At 61.9% G+C, this 18,828-nt stretch carries 14 protein-coding genes and 2 tRNA genes; 4 read left to right on the top strand and 12 right to left on the bottom strand.

The window, feature by feature from the left end:
* Together AC1RJY_RS09520 and ileS are read right to left on the bottom strand one after the other, a co-directional pair.
* Entirely contained in the window at positions 1-1,362 is a 1,362-nt protein-coding gene (locus AC1RJY_RS09520; protein WP_043471329.1) for a bifunctional folylpolyglutamate synthase/dihydrofolate synthase, read from the bottom strand.
* Positions 1,363-1,364: 2 nt separating this feature from the next.
* Positions 1,365-4,676: an isoleucine--tRNA ligase gene (gene ileS, locus AC1RJY_RS09515; RefSeq protein ID WP_498602191.1), complete on the bottom strand. Its 3,312-nt coding sequence runs from the start codon at positions 4,674-4,676 to the stop codon at positions 1,365-1,367.
* A gap of 353 nt (positions 4,677-5,029) precedes the next feature.
* On the opposite strand from ileS, the gene AC1RJY_RS09510 reads away from it, so the two are divergent.
* Positions 5,030-6,064: an endonuclease/exonuclease/phosphatase family protein gene (locus AC1RJY_RS09510; protein ID WP_498602190.1), complete on the top strand. Its 1,035-nt coding sequence runs from the start codon at positions 5,030-5,032 to the stop codon at positions 6,062-6,064.
* Positions 6,065-6,070: 6 nt separating this feature from the next.
* Here the strand turns inward: AC1RJY_RS09510 and AC1RJY_RS09505 are convergent, their stop codons facing one another.
* Positions 6,071-6,862 (bottom strand): SDR family oxidoreductase, encoded by a 792-nt coding sequence (locus AC1RJY_RS09505; RefSeq protein WP_011775053.1) that lies wholly within the window; start codon positions 6,860-6,862, stop codon positions 6,071-6,073.
* A gap of 72 nt (positions 6,863-6,934) precedes the next feature.
* Between AC1RJY_RS09505 and valS the strand changes: the two genes are divergently transcribed.
* Both valS and AC1RJY_RS09495 read left to right on the top strand, forming a co-directional pair.
* Entirely contained in the window at positions 6,935-9,556 is a 2,622-nt protein-coding gene (valS, locus tag AC1RJY_RS09500; protein WP_014922038.1) for a valine--tRNA ligase, read from the top strand.
* Positions 9,557-9,898: 342 nt separating this feature from the next.
* The gene (locus AC1RJY_RS09495) at positions 9,899-10,774 is read left to right on the top strand and encodes an Fpg/Nei family DNA glycosylase (RefSeq protein WP_043470365.1); all 876 of its coding nucleotides are present in this window, start codon (positions 9,899-9,901) and stop codon (positions 10,772-10,774) included.
* A 10-nt stretch (positions 10,775-10,784) separates the two neighbouring features.
* Here AC1RJY_RS09495 and AC1RJY_RS09490 read toward each other — a convergent pair whose 3' ends face one another.
* The 6 genes from AC1RJY_RS09490 to AC1RJY_RS09465 form a co-directional block, all read right to left on the bottom strand.
* Complete coding sequence (locus AC1RJY_RS09490; protein WP_210063721.1) at positions 10,785-11,429, bottom strand: mycothiol-dependent nitroreductase Rv2466c family protein; 645 nt, start codon at positions 11,427-11,429, stop codon at positions 10,785-10,787.
* A gap of 92 nt (positions 11,430-11,521) precedes the next feature.
* Positions 11,522-12,811: an ATP-dependent Clp protease ATP-binding subunit ClpX gene (clpX, locus tag AC1RJY_RS09485; RefSeq protein WP_026005788.1), complete on the bottom strand. Its 1,290-nt coding sequence runs from the start codon at positions 12,809-12,811 to the stop codon at positions 11,522-11,524.
* Positions 12,812-12,993: 182 nt separating this feature from the next.
* Complete coding sequence (locus AC1RJY_RS09480; RefSeq protein ID WP_011775058.1) at positions 12,994-13,653, bottom strand: ATP-dependent Clp protease proteolytic subunit; 660 nt, start codon at positions 13,651-13,653, stop codon at positions 12,994-12,996.
* A gap of 39 nt (positions 13,654-13,692) precedes the next feature.
* Entirely contained in the window at positions 13,693-14,304 is a 612-nt protein-coding gene (locus AC1RJY_RS09475) for an ATP-dependent Clp protease proteolytic subunit (RefSeq protein ID WP_014922040.1), read from the bottom strand.
* 219 nt (positions 14,305-14,523) lie between these two features.
* Complete coding sequence (gene tig / locus AC1RJY_RS09470) at positions 14,524-15,906, bottom strand: trigger factor (RefSeq protein WP_011775060.1); 1,383 nt, start codon at positions 15,904-15,906, stop codon at positions 14,524-14,526.
* 69 nt (positions 15,907-15,975) lie between these two features.
* A tRNA-Pro gene (locus tag AC1RJY_RS09465) sits at positions 15,976-16,050 on the bottom strand.
* Between the two features lie 128 nt (positions 16,051-16,178).
* Here AC1RJY_RS09465 and AC1RJY_RS09460 point away from each other — a divergent pair.
* Positions 16,179-16,252: transfer RNA gene (locus tag AC1RJY_RS09460), tRNA-Gly, on the top strand.
* A 64-nt stretch (positions 16,253-16,316) separates the two neighbouring features.
* Here the strand turns inward: AC1RJY_RS09460 and AC1RJY_RS09455 are convergent.
* The 3 genes from AC1RJY_RS09455 to AC1RJY_RS09445 form a co-directional block, all read right to left on the bottom strand.
* Positions 16,317-17,204 carry an Fpg/Nei family DNA glycosylase gene (locus AC1RJY_RS09455; protein WP_498602189.1) on the bottom strand — a complete coding sequence of 296 codons (888 nt, stop codon included), beginning with the start codon at positions 17,202-17,204 and terminating at the stop codon, positions 16,317-16,319.
* Complete coding sequence (locus tag AC1RJY_RS09450) at positions 17,204-17,686, bottom strand: ribose-5-phosphate isomerase (protein ID WP_011775062.1); 483 nt, start codon at positions 17,684-17,686, stop codon at positions 17,204-17,206. The genes AC1RJY_RS09455 and AC1RJY_RS09450 overlap by 1 nt, the downstream gene beginning before the upstream one ends.
* Positions 17,687-17,767: 81 nt before the next feature.
* Entirely contained in the window at positions 17,768-18,772 is a 1,005-nt protein-coding gene (locus AC1RJY_RS09445) for a hypothetical protein (protein ID WP_210063719.1), read from the bottom strand.
* Positions 18,773-18,828 lie beyond the last annotated feature (56 nt).

The following is an 18,828-nucleotide window of genomic DNA, read 5'->3' as shown; positions in this document are numbered from 1 at the left end:
CTAGGCACTTGCCTTTCCGAGCAGGATCCGGGCCTCGGCCACCACCGTGATGGAACCCGTCACCAGGACACCGCCAGCGAGGTCGTCGTTGGATTCGGCACGTTCGATAGCCCATTCCAGGGCATCGTCCAGCTTCTCGGCGATGTGAACATTGTCCTCGCCGAAACCGAGGTCGACAGCGAGCTCGGCCAATTCCGCTGCAGGAACGGCGCGGGCGGAGTTGGATTGCGTAAAGCAAAATTCCTCGGCGAGGCCCCCCAGAGATTCCTTGAGCGTCTTCAGGATTTCCTCGGCATCCTTTTCCCGCAGAACGCCAACCACAACCACCAGCTTGCTGAAACTGAAGGCCTCCTGGATCGCTTCTGACGAGACGCGAATGCCGTCGGGGTTATGCGCAGCGTCCACCACGACGGTGGGGGCAGTCCGCACAACTTCGAGTCGGCCAGGTGACGTCACGGTGCCAAAGGCTTCCTTGAGTACCTCGGCGTCGAGTTCTTTCTCTCCTCCGCCGAAGAATGCTTCCAAGGCCGCAACGGCTACAGCCGCGTTTTCAGCCTGATGGGCGCCATGCAGCGGCAGCAGGAGGTCTTCGTAGCGGCCAGCGAGTCCCTGAATGGTCAGGACCTGACCACCCACAGCAACGCTGCGGGACTCGACACCAAATTCAACGCCCTCGAAGCGGAACGGCACGTCCACTTCGCGGGCTTTCTCCAACAGGACCTGCGCAGCGTCCACTGGCTGAGCGGCACTCACCAGGAAGCCACCTGGCTTGATGATGCCGGACTTCTCGTAAGCGATGTCCTCGGTGGTGTCGCCCAGAAGATCCGTGTGATCCAAGGAAATCGGAGTGATGACTGAGACTTGGCCGTCGCCGACGTTCGTGGCATCGGTGATGCCCCCAAGGCCAACTTCCATGACGGCGACATCAACAGGCTGATCGGCGAACACCGCGAAGCCCAGGATGGTCAGGCATTCGAAGTAGGTCAGCCGCGGCTGGTTATCGGCAACAAGCTCACTGTCCACGATTTCCAGGTAAGGGCGGATCTCGTCCCAGATGCGCACGAACGTAGCGTCCGGCACCGGCTCGCCGTCAATGCTGATGCGCTCAGTTACCTTGGACAGGTGCGGGCTGGTGTAGCGGCCTGTACTCAGCCCGTGGGCACGAAGTCCGGCTTCGATCATGCGGGCCGTGGACGTTTTGCCGTTGGTGCCGGTGATGTGGATGATCGGATAAGCCTTGTTCGGCTCCCCCAGCACGTCCATGGCGCGGAACAACGGAGCAAGACGCGGTTCCATCTTGTTCTCCGGAGCGCGGCCCAAAAGTTCGGCGTAGACGCTTTCAACTGAGAATTCGTCAGTCATGATCATGCACCTGCCTTTGCGACCGTGACCTGCGGTTCGACGACACTGGCCAACAGGACCTCCAGTTCCAGCGTCAACGTTTCGGTCTTGACGAGCTCCGAGTTGGCTTCCAAGGCATCCACCACATCCTGTGCGGCTTCCACGGAGGTCCGGATACGGTCGCTCACGTTGAGTCCGGCGTCCTTGCGGGCTTGCTGGATGGCGCGGACCATGTCACGGGCCAGCCCCTCGGCCGCAAGTTCGGCAGTAACCTCGGTATTCAGGACGACGAAACCGCCACCTGGGAGAACAGCGACTGCGGAACTGCCGCCGTCGGCCGTTTCTGCCACGACAGTCTCGAGCGTGTATTCCTGGGGCTCGAGCTCCAAGCCGCCTGTCACCACAACTCCGGCGTCGTTGACTGACCAGTCGCCGGACTTGGATCCCTTGATTGCTTGCTGCACGTTTTTGCCGAGGCGCGGGCCAGCGGCACGGGCGTTCACCACAAGCTTCTGCTCGATGCCGAACTCCTCTGGCGAAGCCGTGGCGGCGTCCAGCAAGCGGACCGAACGCAGGTTCAGTTCATCAGCGACGACGGCGGCAAAGCCTTCCAGCGCGTCTGCACCCGGTGCCACCACCGTCAGTTCCTGCAACGGCAGGCGGACCCGCAGGTTCGCGGCCTTGCGCAAGCTGGAGCCGGTGGAGCAGATCTGCTGGACGCGGTCCATGGCTTCGACCAGTCCGGGGTTGGACGGGAACAGCGAAGCGTCAGGCCAGTCAGCCAGGTGAACGGAACGGCCACCCGTCAGTCCGCGCCAGATCTCTTCCGTCACCAGTGGCAGCAACGAAGCTGATACACGGCACACCGCTTCGAGGGCTGTGTAGAGCGCGTCAAAAGCGTCCACATTCTCGTCGAAGAAACGCTGGCGGCTGCGGCGGACGTACCAGTTGGTGAGCATATCCAGGTAGCTGCGCAGTTCATCGCAGGCACCGGAGATGTCGTAGCTGTCCAGGCTGGTGGTCACGTTTCGGACCAGGTCCCCCGTGTTCGCCAGAAGGTACTGGTCCAAGGTGTCGGCGTAACCGTCGTAGCGCAGCTTCGCCTCGTAGCCGGAAGCTGTCCCGTCCACTGCGTTAGCGGCGTTGGTGTACAGCGTGAAGAAGCTGTACACGTTCCACAACGGCAGGATGACCTGGCGCACGCCGTCGCGGATGCCCTGTTCGGTAACCACAAGGTTGCCGCCGCGCAGGATGGGGCTGGACATGAGGAACCAGCGCATGGCGTCGGAACCGTCGCGGTCCAGGACCTCTGACACATCCGGGTAGTTGCGCAGGCTCTTGGACATTTTCTGCCCATCGGAGCCCAGCACGATGCCGTGGCTGATGACGTTGCGGAACGCCGGACGGTCGAACAGCGCCGTGGACAGGATGTGGAGCATGTAGAACCATCCACGGGTCTGGCCGATGTACTCCACGATGAAGTCCGCGGGGTTGTGGGTGTCGAACCATTCCTCGTTCTGGAACGGGTAGTGCACCTGTCCATACGGCATCGATCCGGAGTCGAACCAGACGTCCAGGACGTCCTCGACTCGGCGCATGGTGGACTTACCTGTGGGGTCGTCCGGGTTGGGACGGGTCAGTTCGTCGATGAACGGGCGGTGCAGGTCCACCTGGCCTTCGTTGTTGACCGGCAGGCGACCGAAGTCGGCTTCCATCTCGGCGAGCGATCCGTACACGTCAGTGCGCGGGTACTCGGGGTCGTCGGACTGCCACACCGGGATCGGCGAACCCCAGTAGCGGTTACGGCTGATGGACCAGTCGCGGGCGTTGTCCAGCCACTTGCCGAACTGGCCGTCCTTGACGTTGCCCGGGATCCAGTTGATCTCCTGGTTCAGCTCGGACATACGGTCCTTGAACTTGGTGACCTCCACGTACCAGGAGGACACGGCACGGTAGATCAGCGGGTTCCGGCAACGCCAGCAGTGCGGGTAGCTGTGCTCGTAGCTGGCCTGGCGGACAAGGCGGCCATCGGCGCGCAGCACCTGGGTGATGGGCTTGTTCGCTTCGAAGACCTGCAAGCCGACGATCGAGGCGAGCTCACCGTGTGCGAACAGCGGCAGGAACTTGGCGCCTTCATCGACGGACAGGACCACGGGGATGCCGGCGTCTTCACAGACCTTCTGGTCATCCTCGCCATAGGCTGGAGCCTGGTGGACGATGCCCGTACCGTCAGTGGTGGTGACGTAGTCGGCTACCAGGAAGCGCCAGGCATTCTGCGTGCCGTACTTCTCAGTGTCGCCAAAGTCGTTCCACAGCGGTTCGTATTCAAGGCCTGCCAAGTCGGCGCCTGTGTGCGTGGACACAACAGCGGCCGTTGCGGCAGCGGCGTCGTCGTACCCCAGATCCTTGGCGTATGACCCCACAAGGTCAGTGGCCAGCAGGAAGCTGCCGGTGACGGGCGCTTCAGCGGACGCAGCCTTGACGCCGTTGGGTCCTTCGGGCAGGACGGCATAGGAGATGTCAGGCCCGACGGCGAGCGCCAGGTTGGTGGGCAACGTCCAGGGCGTGGTGGTCCAGGCGAGCGCCTGCACACCTTCCAAAGCCTTGGAGAGTTCGGACTCCCCTGCCTTGACGGGGAACGTTACCGTGACCGTCTGGTCCTGGCGGTTCTTGTAGACGTCATCGTCCATGCGAAGTTCGTGGTTGGACAGGGGTGTCTCGTCCTTCCAGCAGTACGGAAGGACGCGGTAACCGTTGTAGGTCAGGCCCTTCTCATGCAGTTGCTTGAAGGCCCAGAGGACCGATTCCATGTATTCGACGTTGAGGGTCTTGTAGTCGTTCTCGAAGTCCACCCAGCGGGCCTGGCGCGTGACGTAGGCCTTCCACTCGTTGGCGTACTTCATCACGGAGGCGCGGCAGGCGTCGTTGAATTTGTCGATGCCCATGGCTTCGATCTGGGTCTTGTCCGTCATGCCCAGCTGCTTCATGGCTTCGAGCTCAGCAGGAAGGCCGTGCGTGTCCCAGCCGAAGCGGCGCTCTACACGCTTGCCGCGCTGGGTTTGGTAGCGGCCCACGAGGTCCTTGGCGTAGCCAGTGAGCAGGTGGCCGTAGTGAGGGAGGCCGTTGGCGAAGGGAGGGCCGTCATAGAAGACGAACTCGTTGCTGCCGGCTGCCCCGCCGGGAAGGTCGCTGTCGCGCTGGTCGATGCTGGCTTGGAAGGTGCCGTCTTCATCCCAGTATTTGAGGATGCGCTCTTCGATTTCCGGGAACTTCACGGAAGCGGACACGCCAGGTGTGCCGGACGAAGACGCTGAGGCCTTGGGGTAGTGGGTCATCTCATATCCTGTGATAGCTGGTTGACTGTCAGGATGCGAGGACGGCTTCGGCGGTGATCTGCATCACCACCGGTACCGCGGTACCACCTCACTTACCGGAACCTTGGCCTCCCCGGGTAAGGAAGGACTGCCGGTGCCGGCCTCTCATTACTGCTGTGACGGGCTTACCCGTCCGGTTCTACTGGGCGCTTGCCACTTTGCAGGTGGTCAGTGCCGTTCTTCCGGAAGCTCACCGGTGATGGCCGGGTCAAAGCTGGTCCTCCAAGTCTAGCGGCAGCTGAGGGCCCGGCTCTACTTGCGGTTCATCCTTTGGGTGGAGTCCGTCGCACGTGGCGGTGCATAGACTCGAGCCCATGACACACCCCGCACCTTCCATGATGGAAACCCGCCGTGCGCCGCGCAGTGCTTCAGTTGTGTGTTCGGTATTGGCGTTGCTTGCGGTGCTGCCCGTGGCCGGGGTGTCCATGTTCCGGGCGATCCCTGCGGAATGGCCCTTGGTGGTGGTGCAGTTGTTGTCCTTCACCCCGTGGATGGTGCTTCCTGCTGCGTTTGCCTTGATGCTGGCTGTGGTGGGGCGGCGGCGTTGGGTCATCATCGCGACGTCGGCCCTGTTGGCTGTCCAGTTGTTCTGGCTGTTTCCGATTGACGCCGGAAAGCCGGAGGCACTGCCTGCCGGTACACCAACCGTGGCGCTGAAGGTGATGAGCCTCAACTCTGAGTACGGGGAGGCCGACGCCGCGGCAATCGTGAAGTTGGTCCGGGACAACGGCGTCCAGCTCCTGGCCATTCAGGAACATACGCAGGGACTGGAGGATTGCCTGGAATACGAGGGCTTGGATCGGATGCTGCCGAACCGGGTCAGCGAACCACATGACGATGCCTCCGGTGGCGCCGTATATTCGGTGTTCCCGCTCGAGCCCAACGGGCTCCTGCCTGATACGCCCTTCCGGAATGATGTCACCCGCGTACTCGTCTCGAACCCGGGTTCCGGGTCCAAGGCCACGCTGAACCTCACCAACGTTCACGCCCTCCCGCCGGTGGATGAGCGGATTGACCAGTGGCGGAGCGACCTCGTCAAGATCGCCCGCCAGGCGTCAAGCCCGGGGAATCACCTGCTGATGGGTGACTACAACTCCACCTATGATCACTCCGAGTTACGGGCGTTGCTCGCTGATGGCCCGCAAGGCACCAAGCTCGTGGACGTCGGGACGGCCTCCGGTGCACGGTTCTCTCCCACGTGGCCCATGGAGGGACCCCCGCTTCCGGGCATCGTGATCGACCATATGGTCACCTCACCCCGCATCAGCAGCAGCGGCTATGCCGTCCACCGGGTACCCGGTTCGGACCATGCGGCGATCATGGCCACGCTCGCAGTCCCGGCCGGCTGACGGGCCTTAGCCCTCTTTGCGAATCAGCTTGTGGTTGGCTGCCTGGGCCACAGGGCGGACAACAATCTGGTCAAGGTTGATGTGATGAGGCAGCGAAACGGAGTACGCCACCACGCCGGCCACGTCCTCTGCGGTCAGCGGCTTCTCCACCCCGGCGTAGACCTTGGCCGCGGCGTCTTTGTCGCCGAGCCGGTTGAGCGCGAACTCCTCTGTCTGCACCAGCCCAGGGGCAACCTCAATGACCCGGACATTGTTGCCCACCTCTTCGAGGCGAAGCGCGTTGGTCATGGCGTGCTGGGCGAACTTGGCAGCGTTGTAGCCTGCGCCGCCCTCGTAGGCGGACAGTCCGGCTGTAGAGGTGAGATTAAGAACAGTTCCTTCGCCGTTTTCCCGCAGCATCGGCAGGAAGGCCCGGGTGATCTTCATGGTGCCCAGGACGTTGACCTGGTACATCCAATCCCAATCTTCCGTGTCAGCGTTGGCGATGGTGTCCGCACCCCGTGCACCGCCGGCGATGTTGATGAGGGTGTCAGCACCTCCGGCCTTGGTGACGGCCGCGAGCAAGGCCGAGACGTCGTCGTCGAGCGTGATGTCAGCCGGGAACGGCACCGCACCGGTTTCGGCGCCCAAGGCGCCGAGCCTGTCCGCCCGGCGAGCAACGGCGAAGACCTTCCATCCGGCGGAAACCAGCGCCTTCACTGTGGCCTCGCCGATCCCAGTGCTTGCACCGGTGACGACTGCCGTCTTGTTGTTTCCTGCATTCTGTCCGGAAGGCGTGTTGTGCGCTGCCAAAGTCATGGCACTACCTTATCCGGGGCGCAGCTCCTCCAACGGGCGGGCTGTAACGCCAGGCCATGAAACAATTGATCCATGGCTGAATCAACGCAGGGTACAGACACGCCCGCCACCGCCCCCATCAACGTTCCCGACAAGCCGGCCCTGGAGGGCCTTGAGGCTGCCCTGACGCAGCGCTGGCTGAGTGAAGGAACCTACAAGTTCAACCCGGACACCACCCGGGAGCAGGTCTACTCGATCGACACTCCCCCGCCCACGGCATCCGGCTCGCTCCACGTGGGCCACATGTTCTCCTTCACCCAGACTGACGTCCAGGCCCGCTACATGCGCATGACCGGCAAGAACGTCTTCTACCCCATGGGCTGGGACGACAATGGACTGCCCACCGAGCGCCGCGTCCAGAACTACTACGGTGTGCGTTGCGATCCCGCCATCCCCTACAAGGCCGACTACACGCCACCGGCACAACCGGCCAAGAACCAGCGCGATTTCGACGTCGTTTCGCGCCAGAACTTCATCGAACTGTGTGAAGAACTCGCCGTTGAGGACGAAAAGGTCTTCGAGAACCTGTTCCAGACCCTTGGTCTGTCGGTGGACTGGGACCTCACTTACCGCACCATTGACGACACTTCGCGTGCGGTGTCCCAGCGCGCCTTCCTCGCGAACCTCTCGGCCGGTGACGCCTACATGGCCGAAGCACCCACACTCTGGGATGTAACGTTCCGCACCGCCGTTGCCCAGGCCGAGCTAGAGGACCGGGAAGTTGCCGGCGCCTACTACCGCTACCCCTTCTTCACCGAAGACGGCGACAAGATCTTCATCGAGACCACCCGCCCCGAACTTCTGGCTGCCTGCGCGGCCCTGGTGGCAAACCCCGACGACGAGCGGTACCAGCCGCTCTTCGGCAAAACCGTGAAGTCGCCCCTGTTCGACGTCGAGCTCGAGGTCAAAGCGCACCCCCTCGCCAAAGCGGACAAGGGCTCCGGCATCGCCATGGTCTGTACCTTCGGTGACCTGACCGACGTCACCTGGTGGCGCGAGCTGCAGCTGCCCACGCGCGCCATCATGGGCCGCGATGGCCGCATCATTGCAGACACCCCTGAATGGATCACCACCGACGCCGGCAAGGAAGCCTACGCTGCGATCGCCGGCAAGACCGCTTTCTCCGCCAAGGAAGCAGTGGTTGAACTGCTCAAAGCAGCGGACCTGCTGGACGGCGAACCCAAGAAGATCACCCACCCGGTGAACTTCTTCGAGAAGGGTGACAAGCCCCTTGAGGTTGTTACCTCCCGTCAGTGGTACATCCGTAATGGTGGCCGCGATGAGGAACGCCGCGAACGCCTGATCGGCCGTGGGCAGGAAATTACCTTCCACCCGGCCTTCATGCGTTCACGTTACGAGAACTGGATCGCCGGCCTGAACGGTGACTGGCTCGTATCCCGCCAGCGCTTCTTCGGCGTGCCCATCCCCGTCTGGTACCCGCTGGACGCCCAGGGCAACCCGGACTACGACAACCCCATCCTGCCTTCGGACGAGATGCTTCCCGTGGATCCTGCCGCGGACGCTGCGCCCGGTTTCGAGGAATCCCAGCGTGACCAGGCCAATGGCTTCACAGGTGACGCCGATGTACTTGACACCTGGGCTACGTCCTCCCTGACCCCGCAGATTGTGGGCGGCTGGAGCCGTGACGAGGACCTGTTCTCCAAGGTCTACCCCTTCGACCTCCGTCCGCAGGGACACGACATCATCCGCACCTGGCTCTTCTCCTCCGCCGTCCGCGCGGATGCCCTGCAGAAGAACGCTCCGTGGAAGCACGCGGCCATCTCCGGCTGGATCCTTGACCCGGACCGGAAGAAAATGTCCAAATCCAAGGGCAACGTTGTTGTGCCCACGGATGTTTTGAACGAGTACGGTTCGGACGCCGTGCGCTACTGGGCAGCGTCAGCAAAGCTCGGTGCAGACACGGCCTACGAGATCGCCCAGATGAAGATCGGCCGCCGCCTCGCCATTAAATTGCTGAACGCTTCGAAGTTCGTGCTGAACCTCGGCGCCACCGAGAACTCAGTGGTGACCTCCGACCTTTCGGTGCTCACCAATCCTTTGGACCGTGCACTGTTGGCGCAGCTTTCCGACGTCGTGGCCCAATCCACCAAGGCCTTCGAGAACTACGACTACGCCCGCGCACTCCAGATCACTGAGTCGTTCTTCTGGCAGTTCACGGACGACTACGTGGAGCTCATCAAGGACCGTGCCTACGGTGCCGCCGGCGAAGCCGAGCAGGCATCCGTACTTGCCGCGCTGGCGACAACGCTGGACTCCCTCCTGCGCCTGTTCGCACCGTTCCTGCCCTTCGCCACCGAAGAGGTCTGGGGCTGGTGGCGCACCGGATCAGTTCACCGTGCTGAGTGGCCGGCAGCCTTGGAGATCACCGATGGTGACACCACCATGCTCGGCACCGTGGGCGTAGCACTCAGCGGCATCCGCAAGGCAAAGTCCGAGGCCAAGGTGAAGCAGCGTACCGAGGTGCTCTCGGCATCCATTACTGCTTCGGAAGTGCTGGTAGCCCAGTTGAAGGCCGGTCTGGGTGACTTGAAGGCAGCCGCGAACGCGCAGGAGATCACTCTTCAGTCCGGCGAAGGCGAACTGACGGTCAGCGATGTTGTCCTGGCACCTGCCGAGGAGCAGCCCGCGTCGTAGCCAGAGTCCTCCCAGTCAGGGATTTTGGGCAAAGGGGAAGCCCCATCAGCGTTTTGCCGTTGGTGGGGCTTCGACTTTTCGGCTGTCTGGTGATGTCTTGACAGTCTGGCGGAATCCTTGGAATTTCAGGTCTTCCTACCTCATCACTGGTAAGTTGCTTCCAACTTTGCCAAAGGCTGCGTTGGTTGCAATCACTGAATCTTTGGTTTCCGTGTCCCTCTTCTTTCGAAGTGGGTAAGAACTATTGTTGTCCCGCCGAGGACGATGCACAAGGGCTTTGAAAGAACTACAAACCTGTAGTTCTCCTGCGGTGGAAGAGCATCCTGTGGCAGAGTATTGACCATGCCGGAACTCCCCGAAGTGCACGGCCTGTGCATGTACTTGGACACCCAACTCCACGGAGCTGTGCTGACCGAGGTCCGAATCAACTCCTTCTCTGCACTCAAGACGGCGGATCCCCCCTACACAGCCCTTGAAGGCCGGACCATTCTTGGTGCCAAGCGCATCGGAAAATTCGTGTGCATCGACGCTGACGGCCTGTTCTTCGTGTTCCATCTGGCCAAGGCCGGGTGGGTCAGGTATACCGAACACCCGTCCTCAGCCGGTTTGCGCATGGGCAAGAGCAACATCTCAGCACGGCTCCTGCTCCACCGGCCTGCCGACGACGCCCATATCGGCGTGGATCTGACGGAAGCGGGAACCAAGAAAAGCCTCGCCATCTACGTAGTGAAGGATCCTCAGGACGTTCCGGGAATAGCCACGCTGGGACCGGAGCCCCTCAGCCCCGATTTTGACCTGGACGCGCTGGCAGGAATCCTCGGATCGAGCTCACAGCAGATCAAGGGCCTGCTGCGCAGCCAGAGCGTGATCGCTGGCATCGGCAACGCTTACAGCGACGAGATTCTCCACGCCGCCAGGATTTCCCCCTTTGCCACCGCCAAGTCTTTGGACCAGGCGACGGTGGCCAGGCTATATGCGGCCATGCAGGAGGTTCTGGTGGGTGCCGTCAACGCGGCAGCCGGCAAGCCGTCCAGCGAGCTTAAGGACACCAAGCGCAGCAATTTCCGGGTGCATGCCAGGACCGGCCAGCCTTGTCCGGTGTGTGGAGATACCGTCCGTGAGGTGTCCTTTGCGGACACCTCACTTCAGTATTGCCCTACATGCCAGACCAACGGGAAGATCCTCGCCGACCGAAGAACCTCAAGGTTCCTGAAGTAGAAGCTAACCGCTAGTTGAATTCAGGGCTTTCAGTTCGGCTGCGCTTAAGCTCGAAGAAGTGGGGGTAAGCAGCCAAAGTCACCGTGGCGTCCCAGAGCTTTCCTGCTTCTTCACCCCGGGGAATCCGGGTAAGGACAGGACCGAAGAACGCCGTGCCGTTAACGGCTACCACGGGAGTTCCAACATCCTGGCCCACCAGTGAAATACCGGCGTCGTGGCTGGCGCGCAGCTGGGCATCGTATTCATCTGAGCCTGCAAAGCGTGCCAGGTCAGCGGGCAGCCCGGTCTCGGCGAGGGCCTTCTGGATCACCGAAGCGCGGTCCTTGTTACCCTCGTGGTGGATCTGCTCCCCCATGGCGTCATACAAGGGCTTGACGTAGCTGCTGCCGTGGAGCTCCTGGGCGGCAATGATGACCCGAACGGGACCCCAGCTGTCGTCCATCATGGCCCGGTAATTTTCGGGGAGGTCGCGGCCCTCATTGAGTACTGAAAGGCTCATGACGTGCCATTCGGTCTCGATGCCGCGCACCTGCTCCACCTCACCGATCCAGCGGGACGTGATCCACGCGAAGGGGCATACGGGGTCGAACCAGAAGTCAGCCTTGTTGACGTTCTCTTCGGACGCAAGCTGTTCTGGCGCAGTCTGTTCGGGCACAGGGAACTCCTCTGAGGGGTGTGTAATGGCACGACGTCGGCCCCTTGAGAACTACATCCTGGGAACCACGTCTCGTTTAGGCCAACAGGAGGTTAAGCCGACTTATTCCGGCGCTTCGCGACGACGTCGTGGGCGATCATGGTGGGCTGGGCCTTCTTGGCGACCACGTCTGCCGTGATCACCACGGTTGCGATGTCGTCCCTGCTGGGAAGATCGAACATGACAGGCAGCAGCACGTCTTCCATGATGGCCCGGAGGCCACGAGCACCTGTGCCACGCTCAAGCGCCTGGTCCGCTATGGCATCCAAGGCGTCGTCATCGAATTGCAGCTCCACGCCGTCCAACTGGAACATCTTCTGGTATTGCTTCACCAGGGCGTTCTTTGGCGTGGAGAGAATTTGGATCAGTGCCGGCCGGTCCAGGCTGGACACGGTGGTGATTACAGGCAGACGCCCAATGAATTCCGGAATGAGGCCGAACTTGAGCAGATCTTCCGGCATAACTTCGCCATAGGTATCCACGTTGTCCCGGGCCTCGTTGAGCGGTGCACCGAATCCGATGCCCTTGCGCCCGGATCGCGAACCAATGATGTCTTCCAGCCCGGCAAAGGCACCGGCCACAATGAAGAGGACGTTGGTGGTGTCGATCTGGATGAACTCCTGATGCGGATGCTTCCTGCCGCCCTGAGGGGGAACGGAAGCCACAGTGCCCTCAAGAATCTTCAGGAGAGCCTGCTGTACACCTTCGCCGGATACGTCTCGGGTGATCGACGGGTTCTCGCTCTTCCGGGAGATCTTGTCGATTTCGTCGATGTAGATGATGCCTTGCTCGGCCTTCTTGACGTCGTAGTCAGCAGCCTGGATGAGCTTGAGCAGGATGTTCTCTACGTCCTCGCCAACGTAGCCGGCTTCCGTCAACGCAGTGGCATCAGCAACGGCGAACGGCACGTTGAGGCGACGGGCCAGTGTCTGGGCCAGGTAGGTCTTACCGCAGCCTGTTGGGCCGATCAGGAGGATGTTTGATTTAGCGATCTCCACGTCCTCGTGGTGGGAGCCTTCGCCGAGGCTTCCGGCCTTTGGGGCATGGCCGGCCTGAATGCGCTTGTAGTGGTTATAGACCGCTACTGCCAGCGAGCGTTTGGCGGGCTCCTGGCCGATGACGTATTCCTGCAGGAAGTCGAAGATCTCACGCGGCTTGGGCAGTTCGAAGCTACCGAGATCGGAAACTTCAGCAAGTTCCTCTTCGATGATCTCGTTGCAAAGCTCGATGCACTCATCGCAGATGTAGACACCGGGCCCGGCAATCAGCTTGCGTACCTGCTTCTGGCTCTTTCCGCAGAAAGAACACTTCAGCAGATCCGTGCTCTCGCCAATCCGAGCCATGTGGGAATCCCTTCGTTGCATGCGGGTAATGCGGCTCCGCGCCGTACTCAAGTGTGCGGCCACGCCGCGGTTGGCACCACCGTGACAACATCCACTCTAGGTCACAATGGGCTGCTTGGGTGGAAACAGAACGCCGGTGCGGTCCATATTTCGTGAACCGCACCGGCGTCGTAATCCGTGCGCTACCGGGCGATTGCCTGGGGCTTGATCTTACGGGAGTCCAGAACCTGGTCGATAAGACCGTAGCTCAGGGCGTCCGCAGCGGTCAGGATCTTGTCTCGCTCGATGTCGTTGTTGACCTGCTCGGACGTACGGCCCGAGTGGTGCGCCAACGTGTCCTCAAGCCAGGTGCGCATGCGCATGACTTCCGCGGCCTGGATCTCGAGGTCCGAAGCCTGGCCGCCCTGGCCACCCGAGAGAGCCGGCTGGTGGATCAGCACGCGGGCGTTCGGCAGGGCCAGACGCTTGCCGGGCGTACCAGCGGCGAGCAGCACGGCAGCCGCGCTGGCCGCCTGCCCCAGGCACACCGTCTGGATCTCCGGACGGATGTACTGCATGGTGTCGTAGATGGCCGTCATTGCAGTGAACGAGCCACCCGGAGAGTTGATGTACAGGGTGATGTCCCGGTCCGGGTCAGTCGATTCCAAGACCAGCAGCTGGGCCATGATGTCGTCGGCGGACGCGTCGTCAACCTGGACGCCAAGGAAGATGATGCGGTCCTCGAACAGCTTGGTGTACGGGTCCTGGCGCTTGAAGCCGTAGGGCGTGCGCTCCTCGAACTGGGGCAGGACGTAACGGCTGGACGGGAGATTACCGGCAGACCATCCGAAGTTGTAGTTCATGTTCTTTACTCCTGGGGTTTCAGTGGTTCTTTGTGCCGGTTAGTTTTCGGAGTTCGACTGGTTGGCCGTTCCGCCGCCGCCTGCAACAGAACCGGCGTGCGCCGAGATCTTGTCGAAGAAGCCGTATTCCAGGGCTTCAGTGGCCGTGAACCACTTGTCGCGGTCGTTGTCCTTGAGGATGGTTTCCACGGACTGCCCGGTCTGCTCCGCAGTGAGCTCAGCCATGACCTTCTTCATGTGCAGGATGAGTTCCGCCTGGATCTTGATGTCCGAGGCCGTGCCGCCGATGCCGCCCGAGGGCTGGTGCATCAGGATGCGGGCGTTGGGTGTGGCGTAACGCTTTCCCTTGGTTCCGGAGGAAAGGAGGAACTGACCCATGGACGCTGCAAGACCGGTTGCCACGGTAACCACATCGTTCGGGATGAACTGCATGGTGTCGTAGATAGCCATGCCGGCCGTCACGGAACCACCCGGGGAGTTGATGTACAGGTAGATGTCCTTCTCCGGGTCCTCGGCCGAGAGGAGGAGGAGCTGCGAGCAGATGGCGTTGGCGTTCTCGTCACGGACTTCAGAGCCGAGCCAGATGATGCGCTCTTTCAGCAGGCGGTTGTAGATGTAGTTGTCCTGGGCTGCGGGATCGACAGTTGCCATCCGGGGAGCCTCTGATTGCTGTGACATAAGTACTTACCTCTCGCTGGTGCCAGTGACCTCACTGAACTTCACTACTTGGACACTAACCGTTTTCACGGGCGATTTGTTCGCCGAAATCGCACTGTTCGCTGACGGCGCACGTCTGCGTTCAACGTCGAAGTTCAGCCTTAAAGCAAACCGGCCCCGGATCAGAGATCCGGGGCCGGTTGAAGTCGTGAACTAGAACTTCACTGCTGCGGGGTCGTCGCTTGCGACAACGTCAGCTTCTTCGTTCGCTTCACCAGCTGCAGCCTCTTCGGCTGCTGCTTCGCCTGCGGGGCGGACGAAGTCGGTGAGGTCAACCTTGTTGCCCTCGGAGTCGACTACCTCTGCCTGACCCAGCACAACGGCCAGGGCCTTGCGGCGGCGAACCTCGGAAACCATCATGGGAACCTGGCCGCTCTGATCAATGATCTGTGCGAACTGGTTGGGGTCCATGCCGTACTGGCTTGCGGTGGTGACGATGTAGTCGATCAGCTCGTTCTGGCTGACGTCTACTTCTTCCTTGTCCGCAATGGCGTCGAGGATGATCTCGTTCTGGAAGGCGCGCTCGGTGTTGGCCTTGACCTCGGCGCGGTGCTCCTCGGTGTCGTGGTCACCTTCGCCGTGTGCGTTCTCCGGGTTGAAGTGAGCTTCGATCTGCTCTTCAACCACGGAGTCCGGAACCGGAACCTCAACCAGCTCAACGAGCTTGTCAAGAACCTTGTCGCGAGCTTCAACGCCCTGCTCGACGACCTTGGAGTCGGCAGCCTGCTTGGCGAGATCCTCACGGAGTTCAGCAAGGGTGTCGAACTCGGAGGCGAGCTGAGCAAAGTCGTCGTTCGCTTCGGGGAGCTCGCGCTCCTTGACAGCCTTGACAACAACCTTCACCTGCGCGGATTCGCCGGCATGGTCGCCGCCAACCAGTGTGGTCTCGAAGATTGCTTCTTCGTCGGCAGAGAGGCCGGTCACGGCTTCGTCGAGGCCTTCGAGCATGGTGCCGGCGCCGACCTGGTAAGAAAGGCCGGCAGCGGAATCGATATCTTCGCCATCGATGGTGGCGGTGATGTCGATGGTCAGGAAGTCATCGTTCTTGGCAGGACGTTCAACGGACTTCAGCGTGCCGAAGCGGCCGCGCAGTTCGTCCAGGGACTTGTCCACGTCAGCTTCGGAGGACTCAGCAGCGGCAACCTCAACCTTGATGCCGGCGTAGTCGGGCAGCTCGATCTCAGGGCGGACATCGATCTCAACCTGGAACTTGAGCTCGCCATCGGTTGCGGACGGGTCCGGAACCTCGGTGATTTCAACCTCGGGACGGCTCAGGGGGCGTACGCCGGTTTCCTGAACTGCAGCCTGGTACCAGCCGTTGAGGCCATCGTTGATGGCGGTCTCCAGAACGTAGCCACGGCCAACGCGCTGGTCGATCAGCTTGGAGGGAACTTTGCCCTTGCGGAATCCGGGAACCTGGATCTGCGAAGCAACGGTCTTGTACGCGGCATCGATGCTCGGCTTCAGTTCCTCAAAGGGAACCTCAACGTTGAGCTTGACCCGCGTTGCGGTGAGGTTCTCGACAGCGCTCTTCACAGTCTAAGTACTCCTGAATTTGTGGGTATGGGGTTCTGTCGTGTCCCTGAAGCGGACACAAACACAGAGTCGGGGTGACAGGATTTGAACCTGCGACTTCCTGCTCCCAAAGCAGGCGCTCTAGCCAAGCTGAGCTACACCCCGAATGCACAGGACAGTCTACGGGGAAGTAAGCCAAGAATGCACATTTGACACTGCCGCCGGAATTAGGTTTAGTTGTACCCGGCTTCAACAGCCACCGGGAAGATGTCCTAAACAAGGATATCCGTCCTGGGGACGTAGCTTAATGGTAAAGCCTCAGTCTTCCAAACTGATTACGCGGGTTCGATTCCCGTCGTCCCCTCCACGAAGAAGGGCCCCGATCCATGGATCGGGGCCCTTCTTGCTTCATCGCAACGTTCGGAAAAAGCCTATATTTGGCAGCCGGGACACCAGTACAGCTTGCGTGCACCGATTTCCGTCATCCCCACCAGCGTTCCGCAGGCCCGGCAGGGCATGCCGTCACGCTTATACACAAAGTGGGCATCGGCGTCGGGCGCTGCAGCACCGCCGCCGGTCCACAGAGTGGATGGCGTCGTAACAATCCGTCCGTCACGGACGCCGTCGGACATGGTGTCCACAGTGTCGTCCCAGAGGCGGCCAGCGGTTTCCACATCGATGCTGCTCCCCGGCGTCCACGGATCGACCGCTTGCCGGAACAGCACCTCGGCCCGATAGATGTTGCCGACACCGGCCAGTACCGACTGGTCCATCATCAGCAGTGCTACGGCCGTTTTGCGTCGACGCAGGCGTCGAATGAACTCATCCCGGTCCCCCGGGCGGTTGTGTAGCGGATCGGGCCCCAAACGGTCCAGCACGGCCGCGGCCTCGGCAGAGGTGATTGCCGCGCACGTCGTGGCACCACGGAGATCAGCCCAGCCATGGTCTGAGACCAAGCGGACACGGACGGCGCCTACCGGCGCGGGCGGCCCTGAGTACTCGCCGTCGTCGGCAGCTGAGCCGCTTTCCCGTTCGCCGATACGACGCGGAGCCCCGATGCTGGAAGCTCCCGTAAAGGAGCTGTCACCGCCAAAGCTCCATGCACCGTAGAGGCCCAGATGGACGTGAAGGAATAGCTGGTGGTCGAACCTGAGAAAGAGCTGCTTTCCATGGGCAGCAGCATCCACCATGATGTGCCCGGTGAGTAGCCCCGCGCCGGCAGCGAACCTGCCTTGCGGGCTGGAAACGTCCAACGGCCGGCCGCCAAAAACATCCTGGAATTGGCGGGCCAGCCTATGGACCGAATGCCCCTCGGGCACTACTCGACGATCTCGCCGGTGGTTTCGTACACCGCGATTTTTCCGATTCGGCGAACGTGGCGTTCGTCGTTGCTGAACGGTTCCTGCAGGAAGGCTTCAATGAGCTCAGTGGCTTCTTCAACGGTGTGCTGGCGTCCGCCAACAGCTACGACGTTGGCGTCATTGTGCTCGCGGGCCAACTTAGCTGTGGAGAGGTTCCAAGCCAGCGCAGCGCGGACGCCGTTGACCTTGTTGGCAGCAATTTGTTCCCCGTTGCCTGAGCCGCCCAGCACGATGCCGAGAGCGTGCACACCGGCTTTCTGGTCCGCCACCACCGCAAGGCCGGCATTGATGCAGAACGAGGGGTAGTCGTCCAGGGCGTCGTACTCCTTGGGCCCGTGATCCACCACTTCGTAGCCTTTGGCCGTGAGGTGGCTGACCAGGTGGGCACTGAGTTCCATGCCGGCGTGGTCGGTAGCAATGTGGACGCGGGGTGTTGTCACAGGAAGTCCATTCTTTCTGGCGCGCCGGGTACGGCATATGGCCGGGGCGCGGCGATAAGGGATGCGCTACCTAGGGTACCGCTACCCGGGTTGTTGGGCCGGTCCGTCGCCGTGGGCCCGGTGCGCGGCCCTGTTGAGAACCCCGGCGAGTTTGTCCGCGGACGCGTGGGTCCCTGCACTGAGTGCCACCCGGCCTCCGTTAAGTTTCCTTACGACGACGGCCGGGCCGCTGCTGACCAGCATTGCGGTTGCGTCGTCGTGATGCCGCCACCCCCACCCGCCATAATCTGCGGCCTTTACGTCAGCGGGGGCTGCCGCAGCGATGTCGACGGCGGGTACCGTCAGGACGCGCACGATCCCGCCGGCGAACACCTGCAGCCCTCCCCTGTCCGCCCGCACGCGCGCGAACAGGAACCCTGCACCAATCAGCGCTGCCACTGCCACCAAGGCACCGAGCCATGGGACCGCCACCGCTATCAGCGCAGCGGGGAACAGCGCCGACACGATGATCATGACGAACACAGAGCTCCGGGCATGCACCCACAAGCGGAGGGTGTCGCGGGCAAGATCGGGGTCTTCCAGAAGGCGCAGCTCTTCTTGGAGGGCGACATCATCTTCCCGTGTCCATCGCGGGTCCGGTTTGAAAGCGAACATCATGACGACACCCAAGGCCACGGCGGCACCACTGCCCATGGCCAGCACGATCGGGTCAACGTGGGACTCTCGGGCATCCGCCAGCCCGGATTGGCCCACCAGGCCGGCCGCCAACACCGTGGTGATGAACAGGCTCACCATGAGGCCCACGCCCATCATGACGCGCCGCATCACCACCGGCCGGGAAATCGAAACCGCTTGAAGGAAGACCGCCCAACCGCAGAAAATGATGAGGGCGGCGCCGCCGGTTACATAGGCACCGAAAGGCGCGAAGGACGTCCCGCCGTCGGCGTTCCACATCACGGCTACCGGGTTGGGGAGATCGTTGCGCAGCATCTGGGCGCACACCACGAACCCGATGGCAAGCAGCAGCGGAAAGGCAACCGCAAACCTCAGTGCGCGGAAATCGAGAGTGTCCCGGAACGATGCCATAATCCAACGCTACTCCGTGGGGCGACACTGTGGTGCTCACTCCTTGCCTTCCCGGC

The sequence above is a fragment of the Arthrobacter sp. GW822-FHT05G07 genome, assembly GCF_058799755.1.
This window is presented reverse-complemented; position numbering and strand designations above follow the sequence as displayed.